The organism is Streptomyces bambusae (assembly GCF_019400985.1).
Classification (GTDB): Bacteria; Actinomycetota; Actinomycetes; order Streptomycetales; family Streptomycetaceae; genus Streptomyces; species Streptomyces bambusae_A.
Window position 1 is genome coordinate 18,344 of sequence record NZ_WTFF01000047.1, and the last position, 12,266, is coordinate 30,609.

A 12,266-nucleotide genomic window follows, 5' to 3' on the forward strand; every position below is an offset into this window, starting at 1 on the left:
CTCTCGGCGGCCCCCGGCGGCTCCCGGTCGGCACGGAACGCCGCGCCCCCGGCGCATCGGCGAACGGGTCCGGTGCGGCGCGCGGCATGTCGGATCGGGCAGCCCCCCGCCCTGAGGGAAGATGCCCTGACAGGGCCGAGTAGGGCAGAGCAGGGCAGAGCAGGGCAGAGCAGAGCAGGGCATGTCGGGCGGAACGGGAAGTCGGTGATCCGGGTTTGACACCGTCCAATGGTTCCGTCGGTTCCGTCGGCTCCGCGGAGGCCGCCGCGCCCACCGCCGTCGGCCCCGGTGCCGGCGAGAAGGGGCTCAAGGCCGGCGCCCTGGGCCTGACCTCGAGCGTCGTCATCGGTGTGGCGTCCACCGCCCCCGCGTACAGCCTGGCGGCCACGCTCGGCCTCGTCGTGACGAGGGTGGGCCCCCAGGCCCCGGTCGTCATGCTGCTGGCCTTCATCCCGATACTGCTGATCGCCTACGCCTACCGGGAGCTCAACGCCGGCAACGCGGACTGCGGGACCACCTTCACCTGGGCGTCCCGGGCCTTCGGCCCGCGCGTCGGGTGGATGGGCGGCTGGGGCATCATCGTCGCCGACGTCATCGTCATGGCGAACCTCGCGGAGATCGCCGGCGTCTACACCTACCGCCTGTTCGGATCGGAGTCGCTCGCCGAGAGCAGGCTGTGGACCACCCTCGCGGGCGTCGCCTGGATCGCCGTGATGACCGCCGTGTCGTACGTCGGCATCGAGATCTCCGCGGCCCTCCAGCGCTGGCTCCTGGGCGTCGAGGTGGTCGTCCTGATCCTCTTCGCCGCCGTCGCCATGACCAGGGTCTACACCGACCCGCCGGAGACGGCGATCCGCGTCTCCGCCTCCTGGTTCAACCCCCTGCTCGTGCCCTCCGCCGAAGCGCTGACCGCGGGGATCGTCGCCGCCGTCTTCATCTACTGGGGCTGGGACACCGCCGTCGCGGTCAACGAGGAGACCGCCGACAGCGCGCACATCCCCGGGCGCGCCGCGGTCCTCTCCACCGTGCTGCTGCTGATCATCTACGTCTCGGTGGCGACCGCGGCGCAGGCGTTCGCCGGGGTCGGGACCGAAGGCATCGGACTGGCCAACCAGGACAATGCCGACGACGTGCTCTCCGGCCTGGGCAGCGCGGTCTTCGGCGACCAGGGAGCCGGCCGGCTTCTCACCGAGCTGCTGATCCTCATGGTGGTCACCTCCGCGGCGGCCTCCACCCAGACCACCATCCTGCCCCTGGCCAGGACCGTCTTCTCCATGGCCGCCCACAAGGCCGTCCCGGCCCGCTTCGCCCGGGTCCACCGCACCTACCTCACCCCCACCTGGTCGACCGTGGGCATGGGGCTGGTGTCCATCGCCTTCTACGTCCTGCTGTCGGTGATCAGCCGCGACGTGCTCGCCGACACCATCGAGTCGATCGGCCTCGCGATCGCCTTCTACTACGGCCTGACCGGCTTCGCCTGCGTCTGGTACTACCGCATGGTCCTCACCCGGAGCGCGAAGGACTTCGTGTGCAAGGGCCTGCTGCCGGGTACGGGCGGGCTGCTGATGCTCTCGGTGTTCTCCTACGCCGCCTTCCACGTCTACGCCGACCCCCGCTACGGGGCGACCTCCTTCGACCTGCCGCTGATCGGAACGACGGGCGGGGTGACCGTGCTGGGCATCGGGGCCCTGCTGCTCGGCGTGGTGCTGATGCTGGTCGTCACGCACGAGCACACCGCGGCCCTCAAACTCCAGCGGAGCCTGCTGCCGCGCAGCCTGGAGCCCCAGACGGCCGTCGAGGCCGCGAGCCGGTACGTGCCGGCCGACAGCCGGTCCGGGGTGGGCGGTGACTGGTTCGACGTCGTGCCGCTGTCGGGCACCCGCGTCGGCCTGGTGGTCGGCAACGTGGTCGGACACGGACTGCATGCCGCTGCCGCCATGGGACTGCTGCGTACGAGCATGCGCGTCCTGGCCAGGATGGACCTGCCTCCCGACGAACTCCTCTCCCTCCTGGACGACGTGGCCACGCAGACCTCCACGGAGTGGGCCGGCAAGGTCGGGGCCGACCGCACCCGGTCCGGCGGCGGCACCGGCGACGGCATCACGGTGACCTGCCTGTACGTGGTCTACGACCCGGTGTCCGGCCGGTGCAGCATGGCGCGGGCCGGTGCCTGGCCGCCCGCGCTGGTCGACGCGGACAGCGGCGCGGTCTCCTTCCCGGACCTCCCACCGGGCCCGCCGCTCGGCCTGGGGGGCCAGACCTTCCAGGGCGTCGAACTCCAGCTGCCGCCCGGCAGCCTCCTCGCCCTCTTCACGGACGGTCTGATGCGTGCCGCCGACCACGACACCGACGTGGCCCGCGGCCTCCTCGCCGACATCCTCGCCGAGCACCGGCTCCCCCTGGAGCAACTGTGCGACCGCGCACTGGCGAGGCTGCTGCCCGGCCCCGTGGACGACGACGCGGCCGTACTCCTCGTCCGTACGCGGATGCTCGACGAGCGGCAGGTGGCCGGCTGGGAGCTGGAGTCCGACCCGGCGTCGGCCGGTGCCGCCCGGGCCGCCGTCGGCGGGCAACTGGCCGCGTGGGGACTCGACGAGCTCACGTTCACCACCGAACTGATCGTCAGCGAGCTGGTGACCAACGCCATCCGCTACACCGAAGGCCCCGTCCACGTCCGGCTGATCCGCGACGAGTACCTCATCTGCGAGGTCTCCGACACCGGACACACCTCACCGCACCTGCGCCACGCCGCCACCGACGAGGAGGGCGGGCGGGGCCTGTTCATCATCGCGCAGATGACGCACCGGTGGGGGACGCGCTACACGCCCGACGGAAAGACCATCTGGGCCGAACAGGTCGTGCCGCCGCCCGAAGCCCCCCGCTGAGCGGTCAGGCCTTGAGGGCCCGGCCGGCCACGGTCAGGGCCAGGCGGCGGGGGGCGAGGCCGGCGGCCCGTGCGGAGATGCGGTTGCCGAGGCCCGCGACCACGCTCGGCGGAGTCGTGCCGCGTTCGAGGGCGCGGCGCGCGGTGGAGACGACCTGCTCGGGGGTGGCGAGCCGGCCGACGGCCGCGTTCTCACTGCCGGCGATGTCGAAGAACTCGGTGCTGGTGGGACCGGGGGAGACGGCGAGGACGCGCAGCGGGGAGGTGCGGGTCTCGTAGGCGATCGCCTCGGTGAAGCTGAGTACGAAGGCCTTGGTCGCGCCGTAGACCGCCATCGACGGGGTGGGCTGGTAGGCCGCGGTGCTGGCGACGGTGACCAGCGCACCCCGGCCGTCCGCCACCAGATCGGGCAGGAAGGCGCGCGTCAGGCCGGTCAGCGCCGCGATGTTCAGCTGGATCATCTGGTCGATCCGGGCCGGGTCCTGGTCCACGAACGGACCGTAGGCGCCGAAGCCCGCGTTGTTGACCAGCGTCTGGACCCGGATGCCGCGGGAGTCGAGGTCCGCGCGCAGGGCGGCGCCCGCTCCCGGCAGAGCCAGATCGGCGGCGATCGGGGTGGCCCGGACGCCGTACCGCTTCTCCAGGTCCCGCGCCAGCTCCTCGAGCCGTTCGAGGCGCCGTGCGACCAGCACCACGTCGGCGCCGCGCGCGGCCCACTGGCGGGCGAACTCGACACCGAGTCCTGCGCTCGCCCCGGTGATCAGGGCTACGGTGCCCCGGTATGTCATCGACATGTCGGCTGCTCCACTTCCATGGGTGGGTTGCGTCATAATCAATGTAGGCATCGCCATCATTGTAGTCAACGACAACATTGAGAGAGATCGAGAGAGAGGGAGACCGTCTTGGCCGGCGGGTCGTACCACCACGGCAATCTCAGGGCCGCGCTGCTGGAGCGGGCGGAGACCGTCCTGACCGAATCGGGGGCGGAGCAGCTGACCCTGCGGGGGCTGGCCCGCGACCTCGGGGTGAGCCACGCGGCACCCTCGCGGCACTTCCGCGACCGGCAGGCCCTCCTGGACGCACTCGCCGTCAGCGGCTTCACCACCCTCAACGCGCGGCTGGGCGCGGCGGCCGGGGCCACCGGGCCGGTCGGGGAGAGGCTGGCCGAGGTGGGCCGCGCGTACATCGACTTCGCGGTCGGACACACGGCACTGCTGGAGCTGATGTTCACCGTCAAGCACGCCGACGACTCCAGCGCGGAGCTGCGCGAGCTCGGTCAGGAGAGCCTGCAGATCGTCGCCCGGCTGATGGCGCGGGCACAGCAGGAGGGAGCCGTGCGCCAGGGCGATCCCGTTCAGCTCGCGCAGGTCGCGTTCTCGACGGTGCACGGCCTCGCCACGCTCGCGGTCGCCTCCCTCCTCGACGACACCACGCTGTCCGAGGGGACGGAACTGGCCCTGGAGATCCTGCTGGCGGGCCTGCAACCCCGTCCCTGAAGCCCGCCCCCCCGAACCAGGGGCGGGGCGGCCTACTCCGGGGACAGCGCCCTCCTCAGCTTCGCCTCCAGATCCTTGGCGAGTTCCTCCGCGGAGGGCGGCTTGTCGCCCTGGAGCCGGCCCAGCTCGGCGGTGAAGGTCTGGGTGAAGGCGCCGTAGAGGGGGGTGCGCGGCCGCTGGACGGCGTTCTCCAGTGCGGGCAGCAGGGTGCCGCGCGCGTACCCGGGGCGGCCGGACCCGTCCCTCGGCATCCGGTCGGTGCGCTCGCCCGTCGGGGTGGCGGTGGCCTGGCCGGCGGGCTTCGCCGCCTTGCAGACCAGCTCGTCGTCCACGTACGCGGAGCGCCTGGTCGCCGCGAACCCCGCGTCGAGCAGGCAGCGTTCGCTCTCCTTGCCGGTGAGGAACTCGATGAGCCGCAGGGCGGCGCCGCTGCGCTTCGACCGGTCGGCCACGGCCAGGTTCTGGCCGCCGAGCACGGCCTTGCCGGGCAGCCGCGCCACACCGAGCTGCTGCTCGGACAGCGACTGGTGGAGCGTGCGGTAGGCGTACGGCCAGTGGCGCAGGAAGCCGGTCCGGCCCCCCGCGAAGTCGGTGAGGGTGTCCGCCTCGTCGGACTGCGCGGCGTCCGGCAGCGTGTACGCCGCCTGCGTACGGCTCCGCAGTTCCTCCAGTCCCTTCTGCAGCTCCTTCACGGAACCGGCGTAGCGGCCTTCGGCGTCGGTGAGGGCGAAGCCGTCGGTGGCGGAGGCGAACGCCTCGATGCCGTTGACCGTGAGCCCCTCGTAGGAGGCGTCGAGCTGCGTGGTCCAGCCCTTCGCGTAGGCGTCGGGCAGCTTCCGGCCCGCGCCGTCGAGGGTGTCGAACAGCTTCTGTACGGCCGGCCAGCGGACGTCCTTGCCGAGGTCGGGCTGCGTGACACCCGCGCTCTGCAGGTAGTCGCGGCGGTAGAAGAGCAGCCCGACGTCACTGTTGAACGGCGCGGCGTACACCCGGTCGCGCCAGCGGGAGGTGGCGGCCACCGACTCGATGACATCGTCGTCGACGAGCTGGTCGGGCAGCGGCCGGACCAGCCCCGCCGCCGCGAACTCCGGTACCCAGGTCACGTCGAGGTTGACCACGTCGTAGTCGGCGCTGCCGGACTGCAGCGCGCCCAGCAGCTGGCTGCGCTGCTGGTCCGCCGAGCCGGGCAGCTCGACCAGCCGGGCCCGGTAGCCGGTGCCCTTGCTCTCCTGCTCCTTGTTCCACTGCTCGATCAGCTGCTGGCGGATGCCGCCCTTGCCGGTCACGTCCCGCCCGCTGGCCAGCACGATGTCGCCCGGGAGGTCGGTGGCGCCCGCCCCCGCGGTGGGCTGTGATCCGGCCGCCCCGCCCGATCCGCCTGCCGCACCCGGTCCGCCGGCGTCACAGCCCGCTGCGGCGACCAGCGTCAGGAGCAGCGGGACGACGATCGCGGCACCGGCACGGGCACCGGCACTGCGCCGTGCGCGCACCCGCACCCCCCTCCCGCGCACCCCGGTCCGTGGCAGGCCGCTCCCGCGCTGGCCGCTCCCGCGCAGGCCCCGCCGGCCGGACCGTCCGGGCCCGTGCCTCATCCCTGCCCTCCCGTTCCGGTCCTCGCGACCTCGTCCCGCAGCCGCGAGACGAGGTCGCCCTTGGTGTCCAGACAGCGGCCGCCGCTCGCCTCGGAGACCGCCGCGTCCGGCTTGCCCTTGTCGCAGCCGCCGCTGTCCAGGGAGGCCATGACCACCGGAATCGGCTCCCGCGAGCCCCGCATCGACTGCAACAGGTCGTTCAGCCGGCTCCCCTCGGTCAGCCGGTTGTTGTCCTCGTCGTCCGTGACGTAGACGATCAGCTGCGGACGGTGGTCGTCGGTCCCGCGCCGCGCCATCTCCTCCAGGGCGGCGACCAGCGCCAGGTACGGGTCCGCCTCCACGTCCCTGACCTTGGCCGAGGCCTCGATGGTGCGCTGGGCCTGCTCGCGCCCGTGCTGGCCGAACGGCAGCAGCTCGCTGTGGGCACGCCCGCCGCCGGGCTCCGTGCCCACCGCCCAGACGCCGTACTCGTCCGTCCCGCCGAGCCCGGCCAGGGACTGCACGATGATCGCGGGGGCGCCGCCGGGCCCCTCCCAGAAGCCGCCCATGGACCCCGAGGAGTCCAGCAGGAAGAGCACCCGCCCCGGCCCGTTGGCCTCCCGGTAGCCCTTGAGCGCCGCGGTCATCGCGGCCTGGCCGGCGGGTTCGGGGAGCCGCTCGGGACGGCTGAGCGCTCCGAAGTCGCTGAAGGAGGTGCCGGCGCCCGTGCCCTGGGCGGCGGCGGGATCGAGGGGCAGGCGTTCGCCCGAGGGGCCGCGGAAGCCGTCCTGCGCGAACGCGGCGAGCCCGCCCCCGGCGGCTGCGCCCTGCTCGGCCGCGCCCTTGCCGGTCAGCCACTCGCGGAACCGCCGTACCGCGTCGTCCCGTACCCCGGCGTCGAGGCCGGCATCCCGCCAGCGCACCCGTACGAACGTCGGGCTGAGTCCCGGTACGTCGTCCGGGTACGCGGCCGTCCGCCGGGTCCGTGTCGCGCTGTCGCAGTCGACCCCGGTCCTGAGCAGGAACTCCGGCACCAGTGCGGCCGTGCGCTCGTCCGCCGCGTCGTCGTCCGGCAGGGTGCACAGCAGCTCCCCGCCGGTGCGCGAAGGCGGTCCGCTCTGCGCGACACCGCGCTCGGCGGCGGCCGGGTCCTGCGGCGCCGTGCCGTACAGGCCGACCGTCGCGAGCAGCCCGGCGTCGGTGTACTCCGGGTCCGTACGGCGCACTTCGGCCCGGGGCTCGCGCTTCTTGAGCGCCGCCGTCAGGGTCGCCAGGCTCCCCACCCGGTCGGCGGGCGCCTCCGCCGCCACGAGCTGCGGGACGGCGAGCACGACCGGCGAGTACGCGAACGGCGACGCGTCGGCCTCCAACTCGACGTAGGTCCGCTCGGAGGCCGCCGGACGGGCCCGGTCGACGCTCGCCCTCGACGCCGGGATCCAGATGTCGGGCTGGGGGCCGATGTCGCGCTGCGGGTTCTCCTCGTTGCCCGCGGGCCGCTGCCACGGGTCCGACTGCCGGTTGAAGGCGGCGACCGCCGCGGCGGAGGCGGCGCTGTAGACGGTGATGCCGCTACGTCTGCACCCGTCGTCGGCCCTGTTCGCGCCCGAGGTCAGATACGCCTTGGCCGCCTTGCGGACGGTGGGTTCGAGGTCCGGGTCGGTGAGCAGCCGGAGTTCGACGGGAGGCTTGCAGGAGGCCGCTGTGTCGTCGCCGAGCACGGTGAACCAGGCGGTGGTGGCCAGGCCCACGACGGCGGCGGGTACTCCGACGGCCGTCACCAGCCTGCGTCCCGCGACCGGACGCCCGAGTCTGCCGAGCCTTCCCCACCGCTTGCCCCCGGGCGGCCCGGGCGGCCCGGGGATGACCGGGGGCGGCGCGGGCGGGGGAGCGGGCGGGGAGTGGACGGCCGGCGCGGCCAGGAGGACGTCGGCGCCCGAGGTGGCGGGGCGGCTCTGCGGCTCCCACGGCTCCGGAGGCTCGCGGAGCGTCGTGTGGTGCGTGGACATGTGGGCCCTGAGCCGGTCCGCCAGGTCCGCGAAGCCGATCCCGCCGCCGTGTCCGCCCTCCCCGTCCCGTGCGTCGTCTCCGTCCCCTCCGTCCCCTCCGTGCCCTCCGCCCGATCCGTCGTGCCCGCTCCGGCCGTCGCGCAGCAGCCGGATCAGCTGTGCGGTGAACGGTGTGGCCGAGTCGCCGCCCCCGGCGTCGATGCGGTTGTTGGCCTGCACGCTCATCAGCAGCGAGGTCCGCTGCCGCTGCGCGGCGCCGAGTGCGTCCCAGGCGGTCGAGGCGTTTCCCGCGTAGCAGCAGTCGAGGATGACGACCACCTGCTCCGCCGTGGCCCGGGCGAGCACGGTCAGCACGCCCTTCCACGACGCGGAGCCCCGGAACACCGACTCGCCGCCCCGGACGATCGTCGCCCCCCGCATCTGCAGCCACAGCTCGTCGCCCGTACTGGGGACCGCCCCGTGGCCGGAGAAGTAGAACAGGAGCAGCCCGTCGGCCGCCTTGACCGCGGTGTCGAGCTGACGGTCGAACTCGTCGACCGTACGCGGCCGGACGACGACGACCTCGTCCCGGGCGAACACCCCGCCCTCACGTAACGACCGCGCCAGGCCGGTCAGGTTGTGCTCGACCGCTTCGAGGTCGCCGGACACCCCGTCGGGATGGTCCGGCTGTTTGAAGTCGTACTCGGGTACTCCGACGAGCAGCGCCCGGTTCGCCTTCCCGCGCGGGTCGAAGCGCGCCACCGGCTATCTCCCGTCGCCGTCAGGCGCGACCTCGACCTCCGGGGGTTCGCCGTTCTCCACGTCACGACGGTTCTCCCGCCACGCGCGGACCCCGCTCTTCACCTGCTCGTACACCTCGTCGAACAGCTTGGGGGCGGCCGCGCCGATCAGTACGAGCATGATGTCCAGCCCGGCCCCCATCGGACGGGCCTGCCCCTGCCCGTCCTGTGTGCCGGCGCGCTCCTGGATCTCCAGCTCGCCGCTGCTGCGGAGCGCCTCCAGCTTCCGCTCCCGTTCGAGCCACGCCTTCAGCGCGGCTACGTCACCCTCGCTCGCGCCCCGCGTCAGACGTACGCGGACAGCAGTGTTCGCCACAGCTTCCCCCTCAGCCATAACTCCTCATGGTGTCATGTGAGTTGGTGGAGGGGGAGACTTCTGCGGGTCAGCCGACCGGTCCGTCCGCGCCGCCGCAGCAGCTGTCCCGTAGCAGCCGGCGGGTGACGGCATGCCAGCCGCCCTCCGGCTCCGGCGCGACCGCGGCCGTGTCATGGTGTCCGGTGAACTCCTGCACCAGAGCGGCACGTTCGTGCACCGTGCCGCCGAGGATCGCGGCCCGGACGCGGATCAGCTCGGCGAAGTCGGTGAACGGGTCCCCGTCGACCACCGTCAGGTCCGCGATCCGGCCGGGCAGGGCGGTGCCCAGCCGGTCCTGGAGCCCGAACACCTGGGCCGGGATCCGGGTCGCGGTGGCCAGTGCCTCGGCCGGGCTCAGACCGTAGCGGTGCAACGCCCGTAGGGCCAGGTGCAGATGGAGCCCCACCGGCACCAGCGGTGCGTCCGTGCCCAGCGCCACCAGTCCGCCGCCGCCCAGGATCCGCCGGTAGACCGCCATCTCCCGCTCCAGCGCCAGCAACTGGTCGGCCGCCGGCGGGCGGGCCGCCGCGGCCCGCACGGCGGCTACGTCCCACGGCGGCATCAGCGCCGTCACCCGCTCGTCCTCGGCCGCCGCGGGGTCCTCGCCGAGCAGCGGCAGCGCCGTGAACGGCGTGGCGATCAGATGGAACCGGCCGCGGGTGTAGAGCTCCACGGTGTCCTGGTAGGCGTGCCCCCGCGGGGTGGCTCCGTGCCCGGCCTCGGCGCGCTCGGTGGCCACCAGGTGCGTGGTGAGGTCCTGCCCGGCGGCGATCCCCGCCGCGCACAGGTGCGACCCGGCCGGCACCCCCAGCCGGTCGTGCGCGAAGCGGGCCGCCTCGGCCATCAGCCAGGCCGGCGCCCGGACATAGGTCTTGACGACGTCCCAGTCCAGCTCCTCGGCCCGGGCCAGCGACCGGGCCAGGCCCTCCCGGGTGCGGTGCGCCCGGCTCATGGTGTACGCGACCCGGCTGCCGTCCAGGTGCTCCCCGCAGGTCAGCAGCCGGGGTGCGGCGAGCCGCCCGGCCAGTACGTCCTGCCGGAGCCGGGCCTGTTCCTGGGCGGAGCCGCCGAGGGAGACGGTCGTGGTGATCCCGTAGGCGAGGGCGGTCACCCCCTGCCGGGCCCCGTAGGTGTTGCCGTACGGGTGCACGTGGGTGTCCCACAGGCCGGGCAGCACGGTGCCCTGCCCGGCCTCCACGATCCGTGCGGCCCGGGGCCCCCGGCGGCCCGCCCGGCGCGGTTCCACGGAAGCGATCCGGCCGTCGCGGATCAGGATGTCCACGTCCTCGCGCGGCGGGGCGCCGGTGCCGTCCCAGAAGCGTCCGGTCCGCACCAGCGTGTCCACCGGTGCGGGCCGGCGGTGGTCCAGGGCGACCGGCACGGTCCGGGCCGGTCCGTCGGGCGCGCCGTCCGCGGTGAGGTGCAGCAGCCGCAGCCGGCTGCCGCACTGGTACAGCAGGGTGCGTGAGTCCCCTGACCACGAGGGGTGTTCGGCGGGCTCGTCGGTGATCCGGCGGGCCGGCCCGGCCGGGGTGCCGTCCGGGCCGACCGGGAGCAGCCACAGCGCCGACTCCGCGACACAGGCCAGGTGCCGGCCGTCCGGCGACCACACGGGTCCGCAGGCGTACCGGTCGGACAGCGAGGTGTGCGGGGCCAGGGCGTGCAGCCGGGCCGCGCCGGTGGCGGCGTCGACGATCCGGATCAGGTTGTAGCCCTCGCGGAACCGGTGGCTGAGCCGGTTGCGGTCGCACAGCGCGAGGTACCGGCCGTCCGGCGACCAGCTCGGCATGCCCGGCAGCCCGCCGCCGCCCAGCGGAGCCGCCAGCGGGGTCTCCGTGCTGGTGGCGAGCTCCCGGACCAGCAGCCGGCCGGTCAGGTCCAGGGCGGCGAGCCGGGACCCGTCGGGGGACAGCCTCCCGTACACGCGGCCGCCCGGGCTCAGCGCCTCCTCCCGGCCGCCGGACAGCTCCTTGCGGTGGACGGCGTTCAGCCCGCCGCGGTCGTGCGTGTAGACCAGCGCCCGCCCGTCCGGGCTCCACACCGGGCCCTGCACATAGGCGGTGGGCGGCAGTTGGACCCGCCTGCGCGGGGCGCCCCCGGCCACCGGAGCGGTCCACAGCGCGCCCAGCGAAGCGAAGGCCACCGTACGGCCGTCCGGCGACAGGGAGGGCAGGTGGATCCCGCGGACCGGACGCGGCCGGGCGGCCTCCAGGTCGTACTCCTTGACCCGGCGGCGCGGCCGCGCGAGGTGCAGCTCGGCACGGAAGGCGAGGAGCCGGCCCGGCTCGGGGCCGCTGGTGTCGCCGTCCGGCCGGATCACCCGGAACTGGCCGTCCACGGTGACCAGCAGGCGGTCGTCGCCGAGCCACCGCGGGGGAGCGGGGGCGAGGTCGCCGTCGAGCGGGACCCTCCGGCCGTCCGCCCAGAGGGTGACGGTCTCGGCCCGGCGCGGCCCGGGGAGCGCACACAGCCAGGCGGTACGGCCGCCCGGCGAGACGGCCGGGGCCAGCAACCGGCCCTCCGGCGCGGTGTACTCGGTGCGCACCGGGCCGCTGCCGTCGGCGGCCGCCGAGGCCAGCAGCCGGGCCGTCAGTGTGCCGTCGCCGGCCACCGTCCCCCGGACGAACAGCACCCGGCGGCCGTCCGCCGCCCACGCCGGGTCGAAGTCCTCCCAGGCCCCGTCCTGCCCCGGCCCCTGCTGCCCGGGCAGACCGGTCAGCCGCCGGGGCGCACCTCCCGAGGCGGGCTGGGACCAGATCCGGTACGGGCTCCCGGTGACCGGATCCCCGCCGCGCTCCGAGCACCACGCCAGGGTCCGGCCGTCCGGGGACCACGCCGGCGCCCGGTGGTCGAACGGCCCCTCGGTGAGCGGACGCAGACCCGAACCGTCGGCCCCCATCAGCCAGATCTGGAAGTTCCCGCTCCGGTAGGCGGCGACCGCCAGCTGTCCGCCGTCGGGGGAGAGTACCGGACGGGTGGGTTCCAGGTCGGGCGGCGTGAGCGCGGTGGCCGGGGAGCCGTCCGCGGGCAGCGACCACAGCACCCCCTGCACCTCGGCGACCACCCGGTCCCCGACGGCCGTGGCGGCCCCGTTGGTCGCGGCGGCCAGCCGCAGCCGCACCGTGTCCCCGGCCGGCCCCGCGGCAGCGGCGGCGCGTCCCGGCCCCCCGGCCCG

General features: G+C 74.4%; 7 protein-coding genes. 2 read left to right on the plus strand and 5 right to left on the minus strand.

Going from position 1 to position 12,266, the window contains the following annotated elements; genetic code table 11:
- The first annotated feature begins 215 nt into the window (after positions 1 to 215).
- Entirely contained in the window at positions 216 to 2,885 is a 2,670-nt protein-coding gene (locus tag GPJ59_RS09810; protein WP_219666093.1) for an amino acid permease, read from the plus strand.
- A gap of 4 nt (positions 2,886 to 2,889) precedes the next feature.
- Here GPJ59_RS09810 and GPJ59_RS09815 read toward each other — a convergent pair whose 3' ends face one another.
- A complete protein-coding gene (locus GPJ59_RS09815) occupies positions 2,890 to 3,678 on the minus strand; it encodes an SDR family NAD(P)-dependent oxidoreductase (protein ID WP_219666094.1) in 789 nt (262 codons plus the stop codon).
- Positions 3,679 to 3,786: 108 nt separating this feature from the next.
- On the opposite strand from GPJ59_RS09815, the gene GPJ59_RS09820 reads away from it, so the two are divergent.
- On the plus strand, positions 3,787 to 4,380 hold the full coding sequence (locus GPJ59_RS09820; protein ID WP_219666095.1) for a TetR/AcrR family transcriptional regulator: 594 nt from the start codon (positions 3,787 to 3,789) through the stop codon (positions 4,378 to 4,380).
- A 32-nt stretch (positions 4,381 to 4,412) separates the two neighbouring features.
- Here the strand turns inward: GPJ59_RS09820 and GPJ59_RS09825 are convergent, their stop codons facing one another.
- The 4 genes from GPJ59_RS09825 to GPJ59_RS09840 all read right to left on the minus strand — a co-directional run.
- Positions 4,413 to 5,972 carry an extracellular solute-binding protein gene (locus GPJ59_RS09825; protein WP_219666096.1) on the minus strand — a complete coding sequence of 520 codons (1,560 nt, stop codon included), beginning with the start codon at positions 5,970 to 5,972 and terminating at the stop codon, positions 4,413 to 4,415.
- Positions 5,969 to 8,698 (minus strand): vWA domain-containing protein, encoded by a 2,730-nt coding sequence (locus GPJ59_RS09830; RefSeq protein WP_219666097.1) that lies wholly within the window; start codon positions 8,696 to 8,698, stop codon positions 5,969 to 5,971. Before GPJ59_RS09830 ends, GPJ59_RS09825 begins: the two co-directional genes overlap by 4 nt.
- A 3-nt stretch (positions 8,699 to 8,701) precedes the next feature.
- On the minus strand, positions 8,702 to 9,052 hold the full coding sequence (locus tag GPJ59_RS09835; protein ID WP_219666098.1) for a hypothetical protein: 351 nt from the start codon (positions 9,050 to 9,052) through the stop codon (positions 8,702 to 8,704).
- A gap of 67 nt (positions 9,053 to 9,119) precedes the next feature.
- Positions 9,120 to 12,266, minus strand: a 3,147-nt coding sequence (locus tag GPJ59_RS09840) for an amidohydrolase family protein (protein WP_258024136.1), incomplete at its 5' end; no start/stop codon positions are given.